This is a genomic window from Pleomorphomonas oryzae DSM 16300 (assembly GCF_000422965.1).
In the GTDB taxonomy this organism is placed as follows: Bacteria; Pseudomonadota; Alphaproteobacteria; order Rhizobiales; family Pleomorphomonadaceae; genus Pleomorphomonas; species Pleomorphomonas oryzae.
Window position 1 is genome coordinate 219,443 of record NZ_AUHB01000009.1, and the last position, 19,704, is coordinate 239,146.

The 19,704-nt window shown below is 63.4% G+C and carries 31 protein-coding genes; all 31 read right to left on the reverse strand.

What is annotated here, in order from left to right:
- Window positions 1-286 precede the first annotated feature (286 nt).
- The gene (locus G522_RS27195) at window positions 287-1,255 is read right to left on the reverse strand and encodes a hypothetical protein (protein ID WP_036839611.1); all 969 of its coding nucleotides are present in this window, start codon (window positions 1,253-1,255) and stop codon (window positions 287-289) included.
- Window positions 1,256-1,467: 212 nt separating this feature from the next.
- Window positions 1,468-2,781, reverse strand: coding sequence for a replication-associated recombination protein A (locus G522_RS0116065; RefSeq protein WP_026791924.1), 1,314 nt, complete (start codon window positions 2,779-2,781; stop codon window positions 1,468-1,470).
- A complete protein-coding gene (locus tag G522_RS0116070; RefSeq protein ID WP_084633218.1) occupies window positions 2,778-4,205 on the reverse strand; it encodes a DegQ family serine endoprotease in 1,428 nt (475 codons plus the stop codon). The genes G522_RS0116065 and G522_RS0116070 overlap by 4 nt, the downstream gene beginning before the upstream one ends.
- A 135-nt stretch (window positions 4,206-4,340) precedes the next feature.
- On the reverse strand, window positions 4,341-4,775 hold the full coding sequence (gene rplQ / locus G522_RS0116075) for a 50S ribosomal protein L17 (RefSeq protein ID WP_026791926.1): 435 nt from the start codon (window positions 4,773-4,775) through the stop codon (window positions 4,341-4,343).
- Between the two features lie 90 nt (window positions 4,776-4,865).
- A complete protein-coding gene (locus G522_RS0116080) occupies window positions 4,866-5,888 on the reverse strand; it encodes a DNA-directed RNA polymerase subunit alpha (RefSeq protein ID WP_026791927.1) in 1,023 nt (340 codons plus the stop codon).
- 115 nt (window positions 5,889-6,003) lie between these two features.
- Window positions 6,004-6,396, reverse strand: coding sequence for a 30S ribosomal protein S11 (rpsK, locus tag G522_RS0116085; RefSeq protein WP_026782401.1), 393 nt, complete (start codon window positions 6,394-6,396; stop codon window positions 6,004-6,006).
- Between the two features lie 250 nt (window positions 6,397-6,646).
- Window positions 6,647-7,015 (reverse strand): 30S ribosomal protein S13, encoded by a 369-nt coding sequence (gene rpsM / locus G522_RS0116090; protein WP_026791928.1) that lies wholly within the window; start codon window positions 7,013-7,015, stop codon window positions 6,647-6,649.
- A 321-nt stretch (window positions 7,016-7,336) separates the two neighbouring features.
- Window positions 7,337-7,915 (reverse strand): adenylate kinase, encoded by a 579-nt coding sequence (locus G522_RS0116095; RefSeq protein WP_026791929.1) that lies wholly within the window; start codon window positions 7,913-7,915, stop codon window positions 7,337-7,339.
- Window positions 7,912-9,246: a preprotein translocase subunit SecY gene (gene secY, locus G522_RS0116100; RefSeq protein WP_026791930.1), complete on the reverse strand. Its 1,335-nt coding sequence runs from the start codon at window positions 9,244-9,246 to the stop codon at window positions 7,912-7,914. The genes G522_RS0116095 and secY overlap by 4 nt, the downstream gene beginning before the upstream one ends.
- A 280-nt stretch (window positions 9,247-9,526) precedes the next feature.
- On the reverse strand, window positions 9,527-9,994 hold the full coding sequence (gene rplO, locus G522_RS0116105; RefSeq protein WP_026791931.1) for a 50S ribosomal protein L15: 468 nt from the start codon (window positions 9,992-9,994) through the stop codon (window positions 9,527-9,529).
- A 29-nt stretch (window positions 9,995-10,023) separates the two neighbouring features.
- Window positions 10,024-10,227, reverse strand: a complete 204-nt coding sequence (rpmD, locus tag G522_RS0116110; protein ID WP_026791932.1) for a 50S ribosomal protein L30 — start codon at window positions 10,225-10,227, stop codon at window positions 10,024-10,026.
- Between the two features lie 66 nt (window positions 10,228-10,293).
- Window positions 10,294-10,872 carry a 30S ribosomal protein S5 gene (rpsE, locus tag G522_RS0116115; RefSeq protein ID WP_026791933.1) on the reverse strand — a complete coding sequence of 193 codons (579 nt, stop codon included), beginning with the start codon at window positions 10,870-10,872 and terminating at the stop codon, window positions 10,294-10,296.
- Window positions 10,873-10,902: 30 nt separating this feature from the next.
- Window positions 10,903-11,262 (reverse strand): 50S ribosomal protein L18, encoded by a 360-nt coding sequence (gene rplR, locus G522_RS0116120; RefSeq protein WP_026791934.1) that lies wholly within the window; start codon window positions 11,260-11,262, stop codon window positions 10,903-10,905.
- A 10-nt stretch (window positions 11,263-11,272) separates the two neighbouring features.
- Window positions 11,273-11,809: a 50S ribosomal protein L6 gene (gene rplF, locus G522_RS0116125; RefSeq protein WP_026791935.1), complete on the reverse strand. Its 537-nt coding sequence runs from the start codon at window positions 11,807-11,809 to the stop codon at window positions 11,273-11,275.
- A gap of 27 nt (window positions 11,810-11,836) precedes the next feature.
- Window positions 11,837-12,232, reverse strand: a complete 396-nt coding sequence (rpsH, locus tag G522_RS0116130) for a 30S ribosomal protein S8 (RefSeq protein WP_026791936.1) — start codon at window positions 12,230-12,232, stop codon at window positions 11,837-11,839.
- A 13-nt stretch (window positions 12,233-12,245) separates the two neighbouring features.
- The gene (rpsN, locus tag G522_RS0116135) at window positions 12,246-12,551 is read right to left on the reverse strand and encodes a 30S ribosomal protein S14 (protein ID WP_026791937.1); all 306 of its coding nucleotides are present in this window, start codon (window positions 12,549-12,551) and stop codon (window positions 12,246-12,248) included.
- A 20-nt stretch (window positions 12,552-12,571) separates the two neighbouring features.
- On the reverse strand, window positions 12,572-13,129 hold the full coding sequence (rplE, locus tag G522_RS0116140) for a 50S ribosomal protein L5 (RefSeq protein ID WP_036839615.1): 558 nt from the start codon (window positions 13,127-13,129) through the stop codon (window positions 12,572-12,574).
- Window positions 13,122-13,439, reverse strand: a complete 318-nt coding sequence (gene rplX, locus G522_RS0116145; protein WP_026791939.1) for a 50S ribosomal protein L24 — start codon at window positions 13,437-13,439, stop codon at window positions 13,122-13,124. Before rplX ends, rplE begins: the two co-directional genes overlap by 8 nt.
- Window positions 13,440-13,441: 2 nt before the next feature.
- Window positions 13,442-13,810, reverse strand: coding sequence for a 50S ribosomal protein L14 (gene rplN / locus G522_RS0116150; protein ID WP_026782414.1), 369 nt, complete (start codon window positions 13,808-13,810; stop codon window positions 13,442-13,444).
- Window positions 13,811-14,256: 446 nt separating this feature from the next.
- On the reverse strand, window positions 14,257-14,499 hold the full coding sequence (gene rpsQ, locus G522_RS0116155; RefSeq protein WP_026791940.1) for a 30S ribosomal protein S17: 243 nt from the start codon (window positions 14,497-14,499) through the stop codon (window positions 14,257-14,259).
- Window positions 14,500-14,510: 11 nt separating this feature from the next.
- Window positions 14,511-14,711, reverse strand: coding sequence for a 50S ribosomal protein L29 (gene rpmC / locus G522_RS0116160; RefSeq protein WP_026791941.1), 201 nt, complete (start codon window positions 14,709-14,711; stop codon window positions 14,511-14,513).
- Between the two features lie 86 nt (window positions 14,712-14,797).
- Window positions 14,798-15,211 (reverse strand): 50S ribosomal protein L16, encoded by a 414-nt coding sequence (gene rplP, locus G522_RS0116165; RefSeq protein WP_026791942.1) that lies wholly within the window; start codon window positions 15,209-15,211, stop codon window positions 14,798-14,800.
- 22 nt (window positions 15,212-15,233) lie between these two features.
- The gene (rpsC, locus tag G522_RS0116170; RefSeq protein WP_026791943.1) at window positions 15,234-16,013 is read right to left on the reverse strand and encodes a 30S ribosomal protein S3; all 780 of its coding nucleotides are present in this window, start codon (window positions 16,011-16,013) and stop codon (window positions 15,234-15,236) included.
- A 1-nt stretch (window position 16,014) separates the two neighbouring features.
- The gene (rplV, locus tag G522_RS0116175) at window positions 16,015-16,395 is read right to left on the reverse strand and encodes a 50S ribosomal protein L22 (protein ID WP_036839618.1); all 381 of its coding nucleotides are present in this window, start codon (window positions 16,393-16,395) and stop codon (window positions 16,015-16,017) included.
- A 3-nt stretch (window positions 16,396-16,398) separates the two neighbouring features.
- Entirely contained in the window at window positions 16,399-16,677 is a 279-nt protein-coding gene (rpsS, locus tag G522_RS0116180) for a 30S ribosomal protein S19 (protein WP_026791945.1), read from the reverse strand.
- A 15-nt stretch (window positions 16,678-16,692) separates the two neighbouring features.
- Entirely contained in the window at window positions 16,693-17,532 is an 840-nt protein-coding gene (gene rplB, locus G522_RS0116185; RefSeq protein ID WP_026791946.1) for a 50S ribosomal protein L2, read from the reverse strand.
- Between the two features lie 19 nt (window positions 17,533-17,551).
- Window positions 17,552-17,845 carry a 50S ribosomal protein L23 gene (locus tag G522_RS0116190; protein WP_026791947.1) on the reverse strand — a complete coding sequence of 98 codons (294 nt, stop codon included), beginning with the start codon at window positions 17,843-17,845 and terminating at the stop codon, window positions 17,552-17,554.
- On the reverse strand, window positions 17,842-18,462 hold the full coding sequence (gene rplD, locus G522_RS0116195) for a 50S ribosomal protein L4 (RefSeq protein WP_026791948.1): 621 nt from the start codon (window positions 18,460-18,462) through the stop codon (window positions 17,842-17,844). The genes G522_RS0116190 and rplD overlap by 4 nt, the downstream gene beginning before the upstream one ends.
- Window positions 18,462-19,169: a 50S ribosomal protein L3 gene (rplC, locus tag G522_RS0116200; RefSeq protein WP_026791949.1), complete on the reverse strand. Its 708-nt coding sequence runs from the start codon at window positions 19,167-19,169 to the stop codon at window positions 18,462-18,464. The genes rplD and rplC overlap by 1 nt, the downstream gene beginning before the upstream one ends.
- 29 nt (window positions 19,170-19,198) lie before the next feature.
- A complete protein-coding gene (gene rpsJ, locus G522_RS0116205) occupies window positions 19,199-19,507 on the reverse strand; it encodes a 30S ribosomal protein S10 (protein ID WP_026782425.1) in 309 nt (102 codons plus the stop codon).
- Window positions 19,508-19,572: 65 nt separating this feature from the next.
- On the reverse strand, window positions 19,573-19,704 hold a 132-nt coding region (locus G522_RS29635; protein WP_084633219.1), incomplete at its 5' end, for an EF-Tu C-terminal domain-related protein.

Genomic DNA, 19,704 nt, shown 5'->3' on the forward strand with positions numbered 1-19,704 from the left:
TTTCAAGGAAGCTTACACTGGCGATAACCAAGTGCTCTTCGCTGAGCGACGCGCCCGAACCATCGTGCGGTGGCGCGATATAAGGGTGCTCGGCGGGGCAAGTCAAGGCGTCGGGGGCACGAAAATTCGATGGCTGGGGACAGTGCGGACGAGCCCGGAACGCCTTCAGCGCAGATGATTGGCGCTCGGCCAAAGGGGTGCCGGCTGCAAAAAATTCCGCGGCGCCCGGGGGGATCTCCGGGCGCCGCGCGCAGGGCGCTGCGTAGGGGAAGCGCTCTCGACCGGGTCAGGCAGCGGTGTCGAGCAGAGTACGCAGCGAAGGATGTATGTCCGGGCTTTCCTCGGACAAGAATTTCAGTAGCGCCTTTTCGTTGGCGTGGATCACCCCGTCACGGCCGATGCGGTCGGCCAGCCATTTCACTTCCTCGGAGGTGACCGCTTCCGCCTCGCGGATGCGGGTCTCGTCGGCCTCAACTAGCATTGAAGATGTGTCATCTTGCTGACGCCAGGCTGACCAAATGCCACGCAGGCCGTTGGACAGCATGTTCGACAGCATGTCGCCGAACAGCGCGGTAACGCCGCCGGACGGCGCATCGAGCCAGGCGTCGCGGCTCAGCGTCTCCTCGCGCGACATCAGCGTGTAGCCGCGCGCCGCCATCAGGAAGGAGGCGATCGCCTTGACGAACAGGTCGGACCAGGCGGGGTCGTTCTCAGCCTCGCGGCTGCGATCGTTGAGGTCGAACAGCACCTCGGCTTCCTCGCGGCTGACGCCGACGGACCGTTCGCTGCCGAAAGCATAGAGGATGGAGCGCATGCGCTCGACGTCGGCGGCGGAGATAACCCCACCCTCGCCGTCGTCCGCGCCGTTCAGCACCGATCGCGACACTTCGGACAGCGCGAAAGCGGAAAGCTCCGCCGGAACCGAATCGGCCCGGCGCATGATGTTGACCAGAAGGTCGATCTCGAGATCGGTTGTGATGCCGTCAGCCGAGAGCACGCCGATCAGCCAGCGGGCCATATCCTCGCTGACGTGGCCGCTCGGCGCCGTCTGCAGCGCAACGTAATCGGTCAGCGCTTCGATATAGAGCTGGCGGCCGGCCACCGTCGGGAAGCCTTCCTCGGCGGCAAGACGGCAAAGGCGGCGGACTTCTTCCGCGTCGACGTCGCCATCCGCGTAGATCGCGGCGCGTAGACGGGCGACCGCATCGAGCGGCGCGGCGCCTGGCGCTATCGTCTTTCCGCTGTCGGACATCATCCCCGCTCCCGGTGGCTTCGGTTATTTGTGAAGCTACACCACAATTCCGACTTCGAGCTTAAGGGAACGGGTTAAAAAACCATTGAAGACAGATGGTTAACGGCGACATTCAGCGATTTCAGCGGCTTGCCGAGGACACAAGAGCCGTCCAGCCTCGACTCCGCCGGGAAAAGCGTCCGTCAGGCCGTGACCGTCTGCCGCGATCGTTAACCTCAGCTCTCGCCTTGCCGCTCGCGACGCAAGCGAGACCAATAGTCGAGGCGCTTCCTGAGCTCGCGCTCGAAACCACGCTCAACCGGCTGGTAGAACGACCGGCGGCCCATCTTCTCCGGGAAGTAATCCTGACCGGAGAAGGCGTCGGGCTCATCGTGGTCGTAGCGGTAGCCGGAGCCGTAGCCCTCGCCCTTCATCAGCTTGGTCGGGGCATTGAGGATATGACGCGGCGGCACCAGGCTGCCGAATTCCTTGGCGGCCGCCATCGCCGTCTTGAAGGCAGTGTACACGGCGTTGGACTTGGGGGCCGTCGCCACGTAGACGACAGCCTCGGCAATGGCGAGTTCGCCTTCCGGCGAGCCGAGCATCTCGTAGGCGCCCTGGGCGGCGATGCAGACCGACAGCGCCTGCGGGTCGGCAAGGCCGATGTCCTCGGCGGCCATGCGGATCACCCGGCGGATGACGTAAAGGGGATCTTCGCCGGCATCGATCATGCGGCAGAAATAGTAGAGCGCCGCGTCGGGATCGGAACCGCGCACCGACTTGTGCAGCGCCGAAATCAGGTTGTAGTGGCCGTCCTGCGCCTTGTCGTAGACCGGCGCTCGCCGCTGGACGATCTCCTGCAGCGTCTTGGCGTCGAATACCTCATCTTCGCCGGCGGCGCGCCAGACGTCCTCGGCAAGCGTCAGCGCGGCGCGGCCGTCGCCGTCGGCCATGCGGACCAGCGCCGCTCTCGCCTCTTCATCGAGCGGCAGCGGCTTGCCGGTGACCGCCTCGGCGCGGTCGAGCAACTGGCCGATCGATGTTTCGTCATGCGCCTTGAACACCAGCACGTGGGCGCGCGACAGCAGGGCCGCGTTGAGCTCGAAGGACGGGTTCTCGGTGGTAGCGCCGATCAGCGTCACCGTGCCGTCTTCCATCACCGGCAGGAAGCTGTCCTGCTGGGCACGGTTGAAGCGGTGGATCTCGTCGATAAACAGCAGCGTGCCGCGCCCGAGCGCCCGCCGCTGGCGCGCCGCCTCGAACAGCTTCTTGAGGTCGGCGACGCCAGTGAAGATGGCCGACGCCTGCTCGAAGGCGAGGTTGGTCTCGTGGGCAAGCAGGCGGGCTACGGTGGTCTTGCCCGATCCGGGCGGTCCCCACAGAATCAGCGAACCGAGCGAGCCGGAAGCCAGCATGCGGGTGATGGTGCCGCTCGGCCCGACCAGATGATCCTGACCGACCACTTCCGACAAGCTGGCCGGGCGCAGCCGGTCGGCCAGCGGCCGGCCCGCCCGATTATCCGCCGTGCTGACGCCGAACAGGTCGCTCATCGGAAGGCCATGCGCAGGACCTGACCGTTGCGGTCGATGGCGACGCGCCAGAACATCGGGTCGGAGTTGGCCACGGCAGCCAGCACCTTGGTCGCCGTGATGTCGTTGCCGTTGACCGAGACGATGATGTCACCCCGCTGCAGGCCGATACGATCGGCCGGCGAACCGGACGCGACGGCGGTGATCACCACGCCGGTCTGGCCGCGATAGGTCAGGCCGATTTCGGCAGCGACGGCTGGGGATACGTTGGCGACCGTCGCCCCCTGGAAGGGCGAATGTGCGTCGATCGTCAGAGTTTCCCGCGGCGTCGTCTCGGGCGCCGTCGTCAGCTTGACGGACACCTCGATCATTTTGCCGGCCCGGTTGATGGTCAGCTTGGCCACATTGCCGACACCCTTGGTGGCGAGGCGATAGTTGAAGACACGGGGATCGCTGACTTCGACGCCATCGACGGCAACGATCAGGTCGCCGGCATCGAGGCCGGCCTCCTCGGCCGGGCTCTTGCGAAGAATGGAAGTGATCAGCACACCCGAGGGCCGATCGAGGCCAAGGCTCTCGGCGATGTCGGAGGTGACCGGCTGCAGTTCGGCACCGATCCAGGGAAGCTCGACGGCCGAGCCGCCACGACGGGCCGAATCGACGAACACCTTGACCATGTTGGAGGGAATGGCAAAGCCGATGCCGTTGGAACCGCCGCCACGGGTGAAGATGGCCGTGTTGATACCGACCAGCTTGCCATCCATGTCGACCAGTGCGCCACCGGAATTGCCGGGGTTGATGGCCGCATCCGTCTGGATGAAGAACTGATAGTCGGAAATGCCCACCTGGCTGCGGGCCAAGGCCGAGACGATGCCCTGCGTCACCGTCTGTCCCACACCGAACGGATTGCCGATGGCGAGAACGAGATCACCCACCTGCAGCTCATCGGAGTTGGCGAGCGGCAGCGTCGGCAGTTCGCCCTTGGGGGTGCGGATCTTCAGCACGGCGAGATCGAGCTGCTCGTCTTTGAGCACCACGTCGCACTCGAACTCGCGGCGGTCGGCCAATGCCACCTTCACCTCATCGCCATCTTCGATGACGTGGTTGTTGGTGACGATGAGACCGGTAGGATCGACGATGACGCCGGAGCCGAGCGACTGCTGGTGCCGCTCGCGCTGTTGTCCGCCCAAACCGGGAATATCGCCGCCGAAAAACTGACGAAAAAACGGATCGTCCATCAGCGGCGAAGAGGCAACCTTGACCGTCTTGGTGGAATAGACGTTGACCACGGCCGGGCCGGCCACCTTGGCAACCGGCGCAAACGACAGCTTGACCTGCGCCTCGGAGGTCGGCAGCGCCCGTTCCTGAGCCGTCGCCGCTCCCAGCGACGCGCAGGCCAGGAAGCCAAAGGCCAGGATGAGGCGAGACAGTCCGTTGGGTCGCATCGCGTATCTCCGGAAGCGCATGATCGACATGCCGTCTTCTACGCCGCCGAATATGGCAACGAAAGGACGTCCAAACAACAAGGGGCGACCCGATGGGCCGCCCCTTGCTCAACTTTCAGCGACGCTTATCGACGATCAGGCGGCAGCCGTCTCGGCCTCGGCCGGCTGGGCAGCCTGGCGGGCCTTGTCGGCGGCGCCCTTGGCGGCGACGTCGCGATCAACGAACTCGATCACCGCGACCGCGGCCGAGTCGCCGTGACGGAAGCCGGCCTTCAGCACGCGGGTGTAACCACCGGCGCGGGCCTTGTAGCGGGGGCCAAGCACGTCGAACAGCTTCTTGGCAGCAACTTCGTTGTTCTGCAGCTCGGAAGCGAGCTGACGACGAGCAGCGAGATCACCCTTCTTGGCGATGGTCACCAGCTTCTCGACGATCGGACGCAGGTCCTTCGCCTTCGGCAGGGTGGTGACGATCTGCTCATGCTCGACCAGCGAGATGGCGAGGTTGGCGAGCATCGCCTTACGATGGCTCTGTGTGCGGTTGAACCGACGGCCCGCATTACCGTGACGCATGGCCTACTCCTATTTGTCTTTCGCGCGGCTCACGCCGGGCATGTTGTTTTGAACGAGCCGGAGAGCCACGCCCTCCGGCGAGCGTGATGCTCAGTAGTTGTGGTCTTCGTAGCGCTTGGCCAGGTCTTCGATATTCTCGGGCGGCCAGTTCGGGACTTCCATGCCGAGATGCAACCCCATCTGCGCCAGCACTTCCTTGATCTCGTTGAGCGACTTGCGGCCGAAATTCGGCGTGCGGAGCATTTCCGCCTCGCTCTTCTGGATCAGATCGCCGATGTAGACGATGTTGTCGTTCTTCAGGCAGTTGGCCGAACGGACCGACAGCTCGAGCTCGTCGACCTTCTTGAGCAGCGCCGGATTGAAGGCGAGCTCCGGAACGGTCTCGACCTTGGTGTCCTTCTGCGGCTCTTCGAAGTTGACGAAGATCGCCAGTTGGTCCTGGAGAATACGGGCAGCGTAGGCAACAGCGTCCTCAGGCTTCACCGAACCGTCGGTCTCGACGGTCAGCGTCAGCTTGTCGAGGTCGAGATCCTGGCCCTCGCGGGTGTTCTCGACCTTGTAGGACACCTTGCGAACCGGCGAGTAGAGGCTGTCGACCGGGATCAGACCGATCGGAGCATCTTCGGGACGGTTGCGGTCGGCCGGGACGTAGCCCTTGCCGGTGTCGACCGTGAACTCCATGCGGATCTCGGCGCCCTCGTCGAGGGTGCAGAGAACCAGCTCGGGATTCAGGATCTCGATGTCGCCAACGGTCTGGATGTCGCCAGCGGTGACGACGCCCGGACCCTGCTTGCGCACGACCATCCGCTTCGGGCCCTGGCCCTGCATGCGGACGGCGATTTCCTTGATGTTGAGGATGATGTCAGTGACGTCCTCACGCACGCCGCCGATCGAGGAGAACTCGTGCAGCACGCCGTCGATCTGAACCGCCGTCACCGCCGCACCCTGCAGCGAGGACAAGAGGACACGACGGAGCGCGTTGCCGAGCGTCAGGCCAAAGCCGCGCTCGAGCGGCGAGGCGACGACAGTCGCGAAGCGCTTCGGATCGCGGCTCGGGATAACCTCGAGCTTGTTCGGCTTCTTGAGCTCTTGCCAGTTCTTCTGGATGCTCACGTTGATACCCTTTCATATGAAGCGGTTCGCCGCGGGCCGCATCCCCCGCAGGGACCACCGCCTTGACGGGCCATGCCCGGCGCCTTGCCGGCCACCGGACGTTCGCGGATGAGCGTCAGACGCGGCGACGCTTACGCGGACGGCAACCGTTGTGCGGGATCGGGGTAACGTCGCGGATCGAGCTGACCAGGAAACCGGCGGCCTGCAGAGCGCGCAGCGCCGATTCACGGCCGGAGCCCGGACCGCAGACTTCGACTTCCAGAGTCTTCACGCCATGCTCGGACGCCTTGCGAGCGGCATCCTCGGCGGCCATCTGGGCGGCATACGGGGTCGACTTGCGCGAACCCTTGAAGCCCATGGTGCCAGCCGACGACCAGGAGATGGTGTTGCCCTGAGCGTCAGTGATGGTGATCATCGTGTTGTTGAAGGTAGAGTTCACGTGGGCGATGCCGGACGTGATGTTCTTGCGTTCGCGACGGCGGACGCGGCCTGCGGCTTCCTTGGCCATGCTCTCTTCTCTCTCGTTTCGATCTCGTCACCGCCGTAATTCCAGCGGCTACACCGGAGCGCACGCCTCTTGTAGAAACCCAGCGCACCGGAACGAATTCGGGAGGGCACCCTGCCCTTCCCCCTGTCGGCGAACGGTCCTCTCAGACCTTCCACCATGGACAAAGCGCCGACCGCGATTGCTCGCGGAACCGGCGCCATGTCCGAACCCTGTCGCCAGCCCGGCATTGCACCGGGCCGACGAAAAGGAATTACTTCTTCTTGCCGGCGATCGCCTTGGCCGGACCCTTGCGGGTACGGGCATTGGTGTGCGTGCGCTGGCCGCGGACCGGCAGGCCCTTGCGGTGACGCAGACCGCGATAGCAGCCGAGGTCCATGAGGCGCTTGATGTTCATCGCGGTCTCACGGCGGAGGTCACCCTCGACGACGTAGTCACGATCGATCACTTCGCGGATCTGCAGAACTTCGGCGTCCGAAAGCTCGTTGACGCGCTTGGCCTGATCGATGCCGACCTTGCCCAGGATTTCCTCGGCGAACTTCGGGCCGATGCCATGGATATACTGCAGCGCGATCAGGGCGCGCTTGGCGGTGGGAATATTGACGCCAGCGATACGGGCCACTTCACTTCACTCCTGTCGACGCGATCCTTTTGGATCGCTCCCTCCCCCGTTCGAGCCGTGGAGGTCGGTGTCTAGACGGCGGCCCATCAGGCGGCGCCGGCCGGGTTATTGTTCGCGAGACCGATAACACTGCGTCCAACATGGACAAGCGCATACGGGCCATCGCACGAAGAACCCGTGGATAGGTGGCGGTTCATAGCCGGAACCGGCCTCTCCGTCAACCTTTCGGACACGGGTTTGTCGCCGAAATCGCCGCCGGAAAGTCCGATCGGCGACCGATCGCCCGGCGATGGAACTCAAGTTCCTCGCTGGGCGTCCGTCTCATTCGAGGGCGGCGCGAATCGCGCTGGTGACCTCTTCGATGGGGGCCATGCCATCAACCGACTTCAACAAGCCGCTCTTGGCATAGAAAGGGGTCAGTGCCGCGGTCAGCGCCCGGAACTCTTCGAGGCGCTTGCGGAACACTTCCGGGTTGTCATCCTTGCGCACCGGCTGCCCGGCCGCCTTGGCGTCCTCGGCACGGCGAACGATGCGGTCGACAAGCTTTTCCGCGTCGACTTTGAATTCGATCACCGCATCGAGCTTGAGCTTCTTGTCGGCAAGCAGCTTGTCCAGCGCCTCGGCCTGAGCCACGGTGCGCGGGAAACCATCCAGCACGAAACCGTTCTTGGCGTCGGGCGCTTCGATACGATCGGAGACGATGCCGATGACAATCTCATCGGAGACCAGCTGGCCGGCGTCCATGACGGCCTTGGCCTTCTTGCCGATCTCGGTGCCGGCGGCGACAGCCTCGCGCAGCATATCACCGGTCGACAGCTGGACGATACCGTAACGGTCGACCAGCTTCTGCGCCTGCGTCCCCTTGCCGGCGCCCGGCGGCCCGAGAAGAATCAGCCTCATCTACGCTTCCCCCGAAGTTTGCTCTTCTTGATCAGCCCTTCGTACTGATGGGCCAGCAGATGCCCCTGGATCTGGGACACGGTATCCATGGTGACCGACACAACGATCAGCAGCGAGGTGCCGCCGAAGTAGAAGGGAACACCGGTGGTGGAGATCAGGAATTCGGGCAGCAGACAAACGACCACGAGGTAGATGGCACCGAGGACGTTGATGCGGGTCAGAACATAGTCGATGTAGGAGGCGGTGCGCTCGCCCGGCCGGATGCCGGGGACAAAACCGCCCTGCTTCTTGAGGTTCTCGGCCGTATCGGTCGGGTTGAACACGATGGCCGTGTAGAAGAAGGCGAAGAAGACGATCATCGCGGCGTAGGACAGCATGTAGAGCGGCTGGCCATGCGCCATCAACGTGCCGAAGGTCTGCAGCCAGCCGCCGGCGGCGTTGGCACCGGCAAAGCCGGTGATGGTGCCAGGGATCAGCAGGATCGACGAGGCGAAGATCGGCGGAATGACGCCGGACGTATTGAGCTTCAGCGGCAGATGGCTCGATTCGCCCTGGAACATCTTGTTGCCGACCTGGCGCTTCGGATACTGGATCAGCAGCCGGCGCTGGGCGCGTTCGAAGAAGACGATGCCGCCGATGACCGCCACGGCGAGGATCAGCACAGCCAGGATGATCGGCGTGGCGAGGGCGCCCTGACGGCCGAGCTCCAGCATGCCGACGAGGGCGTGCGGCAGGTTGGCGATGATGCCGGCGAAGATGATCAGCGACGTGCCCTGGCCGATACCGCGGGAGGTGATCTGCTCGCCCAGCCAAAGGAGGAACATGGTGCCGCCCATCAGCGACAGCACGGTGGATACCACGAAGGTCGGACCGGGGTTGAGGACGATCGAACCCTGCCCCTGCAGGCCGACGGCGATGCCGTAGGACTGAACGGCGGCCAAGAGCACCGTCAGGTAGCGGGTGTACTGGTTGATCTTCTTGCGGCCCGACTCGCCTTCCTTCTTGACCGCTTCCAGCGCCGGAATGACCGAGGTCAGGAGCTGGATGATGATCGAGGCAGAGATGTAGGGCATGATGCCCAGGGCGAAGATGGCCATGCGGCCAACGGCGCCGCCGGAAAACATGTTGAACAGGCCAAGGATGCCCTGACTCTGCTGCTTGAACGCATCAGCGAGCGCCTGCAGGTTTATGCCCGGCAGCGGGATGTAGGTGCCGAGGCGATACACCAGAAGGGCGCCAAGGGTGAACCAAATCCGCTTCTTGAGCTCTTCCGCCTTGGCGAGCGCGCCAAAATTCAGATTTGCAGCGAGTTGTTCTGCCGCAGAGGCCATGTCTCACTCCGCCCGAATGGGGAACCTCGGGGTGCACCGCCCCGCCGTTGCGAGACCGTTCCACCCGTCATGCCGCCGGCCTTAGCGCCTTCGAGCGATTCGATGAAGCGCCTTGTTCCGGTTTCGGACCGCCGCGGCGCAGGAATCCACGCGCAAGCCAATCCAGACCGTCCGCTATATAGACCCAAGTCGCGGACGAAATAAGCCCCCGGGAGATGCCGAATTCAACGCGTCGCGAAAACGATCACGTGAAGACGGCGTCATCCCGAGGGCGTTGTCGTTACGCCTTGGCGGCCACCGAAACGGTGATCTTGCCGCCGGCAGCCTCGATCGCCGCGACCGCGGGTGCCGAAGCACCGACGACCTCGAAGGTCAGGGCCGACTTGATCTCACCACCGAGAATGCGCACGCCATCGAGCGTACGGCGCAGCAGGCCGGCAGCGACCAGCGCTTCGACGGTCACCGGCGCCTTGGCGTCGAGCTTCTTGGCGTCGACAGCGGCCTGGACCTTCGTCAGGCTGATCTCGTTGAGATCGAGCGCGAAGATGTTCTTGAAACCGCGCTTCGGCAGACGGCGATGCAGAGGCATCTGACCGCCTTCGAAACCGGCAATGGCAACGCCCGACCGCGAGGTCTGGCCCTTGACGCCGCGACCGGCGGTCTTGCCCTTGCCCGAGCCGATACCGCGACCGACGCGCATGCGCGGCTTGTTCGCGCCTTCGTTATCCTTGAGCTCGTTGAGCTTCATTTCATCGATCCTTTCGACCGGCGGGTATCTCAGGCCTCGTCCACGACGCGGACGAGGTGCTGGACCTTCGCGATCATGCCGCGCACCGAAGGAGTATCCTCCAGCGTCGACGTGCGGTGCAGCTTGTTGAGACCGAGGCCGACCAGCGTCGCGCGCTGATCAGCGGGACGGCGGACGGGGCTGTAGATCTGCTCGACCGTAACGGTCTTGCTCGACTTCTTCTTGGGCGACATGGTTTTCACCTTACGAAAGCCAGTTTACGAATGAGGAGGGAGGCAGGCCTCCCCCCGTTCGATCCATCAGCCTTCGGCCGACGCCGCAGCTTCCGGGTCGATGTCGCGACGACGGGACTGCAGGGCCGAAACCTTGAGACCACGGCGGGCGGCAACCGACCGCGGGCTATCTTCGTTCGCCAGGGCGGAGAAGGTAGCGCGGATCATGTTGTAGGGGTTCGACGAGCCGAGCGACTTGGCAACCACGTCCTGGATGCCAAGGGTCTCGAACACGGCGCGCATCGGGCCACCGGCGATGATGCCGGTACCAGCCGGAGCGGTGCGCACGTAGACGCGACCGGCGCCCCAGCGCCCAGCGACGTCATGATGCAGCGTCCGGCCTTCCTTCAGCGGCACGCGCACGAGGGCACGCTTGGCGGCTTCCGTCGCCTTGCGGATGGCCTCGGGCACTTCACGCGCCTTGCCGTGGCCGTATCCGACACGGCCCTTCTGGTCGCCAACGACGACGAGCGCGGCGAAGCCGAAGCGACGACCACCCTTCACCACCTTGGCGACACGGTTGATATGGACCAGGCGATCGACGAACTCGCTGTCGCGCTCTTCGTTGCGATCCCGGTCCCGGTTATTGCGTTCACGTTCAGCCATTGTCTTTATCTCTCTCGATCGGGACCGGCCTTAGAAGTCGAGTCCGCCCTCGCGGGCGGCATCCGCGAGCGCCTTGATGCGGCCGTGGTACAGGAACTGTCCACGATCGAAGATGACCGAAGTCACCCCCGCCGCCTTGGCGCGTTCTGCGATGAGCTTGCCGACCACGGCGGCCGCGGCCACGTTGGCCCCGGTCTTCAGAGCGTCGCGGACGTCCTTGTCGAGGGTCGACGCGGACGCCAGGGTGCGACCCTGAACGTCATCGATAACCTGTGCATAGATGTGCAGCGACGAGCGATGCACGGAAAGCCGGAGGCGACCGTTGGCCGCCGCCTTGATCGCGCGGCGCACGCGGGCGCGGCGGCGATCGTTGCCGGTGAGGTGAGCCATGATCGTCCCCTTACTTCTTCTTGCCTTCCTTGCGGACGATGAACTCGCCCGCGTACTTCACGCCCTTGCCCTTATAGGGCTCCGGCGGACGGTACTTGCGGATTTCGGCGGCAACTTGCCCGACACGCTGGGCGTCGATACCGGAGATGACGATTTCCGTCGGCTTCGGAACGACGATCGCGATGCCTTCCGGCACCGGATAGGCGATGTCATGGCTATAGCCCAGCGACAGCTGCAGGGTCTTGCCCTGGAGCGCCGCCTTGTAGCCAACGCCGGAGATCTCGAGCTTCTTTTCGAAGCCGACCGTCACACCCTTGATCAGGTTGGCGATCTGCGTACGGGACATGCCCCAGCTGGCGCGGGCCAGCTTGGTCTCGTCCTTGGGCTCGATCTTGATCGAGCCGTCTTCCGTCTTGGCGACGTTGACGTGCTCGTTCAAAGCGAATTTGAGCGTGCCCTTCGGTCCCTTGACCGAAACGGTCTGCCCAGCGATGTCGGCTGTGACCCCCGAGGGGACCGGAACAGCCTTCTTGCCAATGCGCGACATGGTTTTGAACCCGTTTCCAGTCGAAGGTTAGAAGACGCGGCAGAGAACTTCGCCACCGACGTTCTGCTCGCGGGCATCGTGGTCGGCCATCACACCGCGGGGGGTGCTGAGGATCGACACACCGAGGCCGTTGGCAACTCGGGGCAGGTTCTTCACCGAAGCGTAAACGCGGCGGCCCGGCTTGGAGACGCGCTCGATCGTACGGATGACACCAAGGCCATCATAGTACTTGAGTTCAATCTCAAACTCGGTACGACCTTCGGCATCAACCTCGGCGTAGCCACGCAGGAAGCCCTCAGCGACCAGGACATCGAGGACGTTCTTACGCAGCTTGGAAGCCGGCGTAGACACCTTCGACATCTTGCGCATCTGGGCATTACGAATGCGGGTGAGCATATCACCCAAAGGATCGGTCATCGGCATGGGACCGTTCTCCTTACCAGCTCGACTTCACAAGACCAGGAATGAGACCGAGCGACCCCAGCTCACGCAGGGCGATACGGCTCATCTTGAGCTTGCGATAATAAGACCGCGGGCGGCCAGTGACTTCGCAGCGATTGCGGACACGCACTGCCGACGAGTTGCGCGGAAGCTCGGCGAGCTTCAGGCGAGCAGCGAACTGCTCCTCGATGGTCAGCGACTTGTCGCTCGCAACAGCCTTGAGGGCCTCACGCTTGGCGGAGAACTGCTTCACCAGCTTCTGGCGACGCTTGTTCTTTTCGATGGCGCTCTTCTTTGCCATTTAAATCCGAACCCCTCTCGTCACTGCCGGAACGGGAAATTGAAGGCCTTCAGAAGCGCGCGCGCCTCGTCGTCGGTCTTCGCCGTAGTGCAGACGATGATGTCCATGCCCCAGACCTGGTCGACCTTGTCGTACTCGATCTCGGGGAAAACGATGTGTTCCTTGATACCCATGGCAAAGTTGCCACGACCATCAAAGGACTTCGGGTTCAGACCACGGAAGTCACGAACGCGCGGGAGCGCGATGGTGATGAGGCGATCGAGGAACTCGTACATGCGCTGGCGGCGAAGCGTCACCTTGGCACCGATGTTCATACCTTCGCGCAGCTTGAACGTCGCGATGGAGTTACGGGCCTTGGTGATCACCGGCTTCTGACCGGCGATGAGCATCAGGTCGCCAACGGCAGAGTTGATCTTCTTGCCGTCCGCAACGGTCTCGCCGACGCCCATGTTCAGGACGATCTTGTCGAGAACCGGGACTTCCATCGCGTTCTTGTAGCCGAACTGTTCGATGAGAGCCTTGCGGATGGTCTCGTCATAGGTGCGCTTGAGGCGCGGAATGTAGACCGCATCAGCCATCGATCACATCTCCGGAACGCTTGGCGAAGCGGACCTTGCGGCCGTCGTCGAGCAGCTTGAAACCAACGCGAGTCGGCTTGCCGTCCTTGGGGTCGGCAATGGCGAGGTTCGAAAGGTCGAGCGCCGCTTCCTTCGCGACGATACCGCCTTCGGACTTGGCCGACTGCTTCTGATGATGGCGAGCGATGTTGACGCCGCGGACAACGGCGCGATTCTCGGACGGACGGACCTCGATGACCTCACCGGTCTTGCCCTTGTCCTTGCCAACGAGAACCACGACCTTGTCGCCCTTCTTGATCTTGGCGGCCATGGTTACAGAACCTCCGGGGCGAGCGAGATGATCTTCATGTGGTTCTTGGCGCGGAGTTCGCGCGGAACCGGTCCGAAGATACGGGTCCCGATCGGCTCTTTCTGGTTGTTGATGAGAACGGCGGCATTCTTGTCGAAACGAATGACCGAACCGTCCGTGCGCCGGATGTCCTTGGCCGTGCGGACCACGACCGCCTTCATCACGTCGCCCTTCTTCACGCGACCACGAGGGATGGCTTCCTTGATGGAGACGACAATGATGTCGCCCACCGAGGCGTACCGCCGCTTCGCGCCGCCGAGCACTTTGATGCACATAACACGACGTGCGCCGGAATTATCCGCCACGTCGAGGTTGGTTTGCATCTGAATCATGACTTGGCCGCCTTATCTTGATGCATGCACCCACCGGCGCCGGATGGCGCAGGCGGGCAGCGACTTTGTTTTGGAACTCGGAAAATAGAGGTACGGCGTGCCGGACCCTGGTTTCGAGTTCATCCCAATCCCTGGCCGTATCCGCAGCCTGGGAGGCCCGACCCCTACCCTGCCGCCTCGTAAGGCGGCCGGAAACAAGGCCGGATGTCTCGTTATCGCCGTCAAGTCGCGACGCCCTCAGGCAGCCCCGACGAAACAATCCGAAACGGAACGGCACCGAGTGCCATTCCGTTCTGAAACTAGCGTCTGCCGCTTAAGCTTCTCCAGGTCAGAAGTCAATGACCCGGGGTCGCTAAATCGGAGCAATCGCCCGAAGGCGGCACTCCTGACACAGCTTTTTGCTTCACTGGGCACCGGATGAGTGCCGGAAGCAACTTCTCACCCGCTCAGCTGGCGCTTGCGGTGGAGAGCACAACCCAGCGCTTGGTCTTGGAAATGGGCTTGCTTTCCTCGATGGAAACCACGTCCCCGACCTTGTACTGGTTCGTCTCGTCATGCGCCTGGTAGTTCTTCGTCCGGCGCACGGTCTTCTTGAGCACCGGATGGGTGAAGCGACGCTCCACCTTAACTACGACCGTCTTATCGGTCTTGTCGCTGACGACGACGCCTTGCAGGATGCGCTTCGGCAACTCGTCTCTCCTTAAGCGTTCGCAGTCGCGCGCTTATCGCGCAGAACCGTCTGGATGCGGGCGATGTCGCGACGCACGACCCGCACGCGGGACGTATTCTCAAGCTGGCCTGTCGCCTTCTGGAAGCGCAGGTTGAACTGCTCTTTCTTCAGCTTGGCCAACTCGTCCTCGAGCTGGTCGGGCGTCATGGCCCGAACGTCGTTCGCCTTCATCGTTTTCTCGTCCTAACAGTAGGGCCGGTCTTCCGATCGGCACCCGCTTTGGAGGTCATCGACCGTCCGGGCGGGTGCCCCGCGGATCACTCGGCGATGCGCTGAATGAAGCGCGTCTTGATCGGAAGTTTGGCCGCGCCGAGACGGAGCGCCTCACGGGCGACCTCCTCGGGCACGCCGTCGAGCTCGAACATGATCCGGCCGGGCTTGATGCGGACGCACCAGAACTCCGGCGAACCCTTGCCTTTACCCATACGGACTTCGGTCGGCTTGGCGGTGACCGGAACGTCCGGGAACACGCGGATCCACACACGGCCGATACGCTTCATCTGGCGGGTAATCGCGCGGCGAGCCGCCTCGATCTGCCGCGCGGTGACGCGCTCGGGCTCCATGGCCTTGAGGCCAAAGGCGCCGAAGTTCAGCTCAGTGCCGCCCTTCGACACGCCGTGGATGCGGCCCTTGAACTGCTTACGGAATTTGGTGCGCTTCGGTTGAAGCATCGTCCTTCTCCCAAAACTCTAGTTAACGCGCACCATCGGCGTCGCGGTCACGACCACGGCCACGGCCACGGCCTTCACGGTCACGCGGGTCGCGATCACGGCGGCGGTCGCCGCCCGAACGCTCGCCATCGTTGCCACCCTCAAGCGCCCGACGCTCGGAAGCCATCGGGTCGTGCTCCAGGATCTCGCCCTTGAACACCCAGACCTTGAGGCCGTTGGTGCCATAGGCGGTGTGGGCAGTGGCAATGCCGTAATCGATGTCGGCACGGAGGGTGTGCAGGGGCACACGGCCCTCGCGGTACCACTCCAGGCGAGCGATTTCGGCGCCGCCGAGACGACCACCAGCGTTGATGCGGATGCCCTCGGCTCCGAGACGCATCGCCGACTGGACCGAACGCTTCATCGCACGGCGGAAGGCCACGCGGCGCTCGAGCTGCTGGGCGATCGACGCGGCGATCAGGGTCGCGTCGGTCTCGGGCTTGCGCACTTCAACGATGTTAAGGTGCACTTCCGAGGTGGTGAACTTGGCGATCTGCTTGCGAAGCTTCTCGATGTCAGCACCCTTCTTGCCGATCACCACGCCCGGACGAGCCGAGTGAATGGTGACGCGGCACTTCTTGTGCGGACGTTCGATCACAACCTTGGACACCGCCGCCGCCTTCAGTTCCTCGAAGAGGAAATTGCGGATGGCGAGGTCCTCGTGCAGCAGCGCACCGTATTCGGTCTTGCCCGCGAACCAGCGCGAGTCCCAGGTCCGGTTGATGCCGAGACGCAGACCGATCGGATTAACTTTGTGGCCCATCTCAGGCGGTCTCCTCGACTTCGCGAACCACGATCGTGAGGTTCGCAAACGGCTTCTGGATCTGACCGACGCGACCACGAGCCCGCGGCGAGAAGCGCTTCATGACGAGGCCCTTGCTCACGAAAGCTTCCTTGACGACGAGCGCGTCGACGTCGAGGTCGTGGTTGTTTTCGGCGTTGGCAATCGCCGACTCCAGCGTCTTCTTCACGTCGCCAGCGATACGCTTGCGAGAGAAGGTGAGATCGGCCAGGGCCGTGTTGACCTTCTTGCCGCGGATCATGGCCGCGACAAGGTTGAGCTTCTGCGGCGAGACGCGAAGGTTGCGGGTCACCGCCTGCGCCTCGGTATCGGCGAGCGTGCGTTCACGCTTCGGCTTGCCCATGGGTTACTTCCTCTTCGCCTTCTTGTCCGAGCCGTGGCCATAGTAGGTACGGGTCGGCGCGAACTCGCCGAACTTGTGACCCACCATGTCCTCATTCACGGACACCGGGATGTGCTTCTGGCCGTTGTAGACGCCGAACGTGAGTCCGACGAAATTCGGCAGGATCGTGGAGCGACGGCTCCAGATCTTGATGACTTCATTGCGGCCGCTGGCGCGACTGACTTCCGCCTTCTTGAGGAGGTAGCCGTCGACGAACGGGCCTTTCCAAACCGAACGAGTCACGGTCGTTCCTCTCTCTTACTGCGACTTCTTGCGCGCGTGGCGGCTACGGACGATGAACTTGTCCGTGGACTTGTTCGATCTCGTCTTCTTGCCCTTGGTCGGCTTGCCCCACGGGGTAACCGGATGACGGCCACCGGAGGTGCGGCCTTCACCACCGCCGTGCGGATGGTCGATCGGGTTCATGGCCACGCCGCGGTTGACCGGGCGCTTGCCCAGCCAGCGATTACGACCGGCCTTGCCGATCGACACGTTGGCATGGTCAGGGTTCGACACGGCGCCGATGGTGGCGAAACATGTGCCGAGCACCTTGCGCTGCTCACCCGAGTTGAGGCGCAGGACAGTGTAGCCCTGGTCGCGACCCACGATCTGAGCGTAGGACCCAGCCGAACGGGCGACCTGGCCGCCCTTGCCGGGCTTCAGCTCGACGTTGTGAACCAGCGTACCGACCGGAATGGCCGACAGCTGCATCGCATTGCCGGGCTTCACGTCGGCGGCGGCAGCGGCGACGACGGTGTCGCCAACGGCCAGACGCTGCGGGGCCAGAATGTAGGCCAGCTCGCCGTCCTCATACTTGATGAGGGCGATGAAGCCGGTACGGTTGGGGTCGTACTCCAGACGCTCAACCACGGCATTCATGCCGAGCTTGCGACGCTTGAAGTCGATGAGACGGTAAGAGCGCTTGTGACCACCACCGCGATGATAGGCGGTGATGCGGCCGTGGTTGTTGCGACCGCCGGTCTTGTTAAGACCCTCGGTCAGCGCCTTCACCGGTCCGCCCTTGTGAAGCTCGGAGCGATCGACGAGGACCAGCTGGCGCTGGCCCGGGGTCGTCGGCTTGTAATATTTGAGTGCCATAATCGTCCTGCCGCTCGGATCAGAGGCCCGTCGTGATGTCGATCGAATGGCCCTCTTCGAGGGTCACGATCGCTTTCTTCACGTCGGACTGGGTGCCGATGATGCCACGGAAGCGCTTCGTCTTGCCTTTACGCACGAGCGTGTTGACGCTCTTGACCTTGACCGAGAAGAGCTGCTCGACGGCGGCTTTGATCTCGGGCTTGGTCGCGGTCTTGGCAACGTTGAAGACCACCTTGTTGTTCTCAGCCTGAATGGTCGCCTTTTCAGTGACCACCGGCATGCGGATGATGTCGTAGTGCTTCAGATTGGTCATTTGAACCGCTCCTCGAGCGCCGACACGGCCGCCTTGGTGAGAACCAGCGTGTCACGACGCAGAATGTCGTAGACGTTGATGCCCTGCACGGGCAGCACGTCGATCTGCGGAATGGCACGGGCCGCCAGGCGGAACTGATCCTGCGGATTGGCTCCGTCGATGATCAGCGCGTTGGTGAGGCCGAGCGCGGCGAGCTTCGTCTTCAGGGCCTTCGTCTTGGGATCGGCGGCGATCGCCTCGTCCAGGACGAAAATGTTGGCACCCTTGGCCTTGGCCGACAGGGCAAGCTTCAGGCCGAGGGCCCGAACCTTCTTCGGCAGATCGTGCTCATGGCTGCGCACCACGGGACCGAAGGCCTTGCCACCACCGCGGAACTGCGGGGCTGCCTTGTTGCCGTGACGGGCGCCGCCGGTGCCCTTCTGCCGATACATCTTCTTGCCGGTCTTTGTGATCTCTGTACGGGTCAGAGTCTTATGCGTGCCGGCCTGGCGCTTGGCGAGCTGCCAGCGCACGACGCGCTGCAGGATGTCGGCACGCGGATCGAGACCGAAGATCTCGTCCGAAAGCGCGACCGTCCCGGCAACAGCGCCATCGAGGGTCTTGACTTCGAGTTCCATCACTCACCTGCCTCCGCGGTCGCAGCGGGCGCCGCCTTGCGGAACTTGCCCGGGGTGGGAACACCTTCCGGAAGCTTCTTCTTGACCGCGTCGCGGACGAGGATCCAGCCGCCCTTGGCACCGGGGACTGCGCCCTCGACCAGGATCAGACCGCGATCGGCATCGGTGCGCACGATCTTGAGGTTCTGCGTGGTCACGCGCTCATCGCCCATGTGGCCAGGCATCTTCTTGTTCTTGAAGACCTTGCCCGGATCCTGGCGCTGACCGGTCGAACCCAGCACGCGGTGCGAGACCGAGTTACCGTGGGTGGCGCGGCCGCCGTGGAAGTTCCAGCGCTTCATGGCGCCGGCGAAACCCTTACCGATCGAGGTACCGGTTACGTCGACGAACTGGCCGGCAACGAAGTGATCGGCCGTCAGTTCGGCACCCACCTCGATGAGGTTCTCGGGGGAAACCCGGAACTCGGCGACTTCACGCTTCGGCTCGACCTGCGCCACGGCAAAGTGGCCGCGCATCGCCTTCGAGACATTCTTGACCTTGACCGTACCGGCACCCAACTGGACCGCGGTATAGCCATTCTTTTCTTCGGTACGGTGAGCAACCACCTGGCAGTTCTCAAGCTTGAGAACCGTCACGGGAACATGCTCGCCTGCGTCGTTGTAGACGCGGGTCATGCCGACCTTCTGTGCAATGACACCTGAGCGCATAGCGTTCTCTCTCAACCCGGCTCTTGTTCTCAGAGCTTGATCTCGACGTCCACGCCGGCCGCGAGGTCGAGCTTCATCAGCGCGTCCACGGTCTGCGGGGTCGGATCGATGATGTCCAGGAGGCGCTTGTGGGTGCGCATCTCGAACTGTTCGCGGCTCTTCTTATCGATATGGGGCGACCGGTTGACCGTGAACTTCTCGATTCGCGTGGGAAGCGGAACCGGGCCCCGGACCTGCGCGCCCGTGCGCTTGGCCGTGTTGACGATCTCGCGCGTCGAGGCATCGAGGATACGATGATCGAACGCTTTGAGACGGATACGGATATTCTGACCGTTCATTTGTTTACCTCTAGAGGAGACGCGGGCGGAGCGAACCCCGCCCCGTATCACCTCGAAACGATCAATTACTCGACGATCGAAGCGACGACGCCGGCGCCGACAGTGCGGCCACCTTCACGGATAGCGAAGCGGAGCTTCTCTTCCATGGCAATCGGAACGATCAGCTGGACGTTCATCGTCACGTTGTCGCCGGGCAT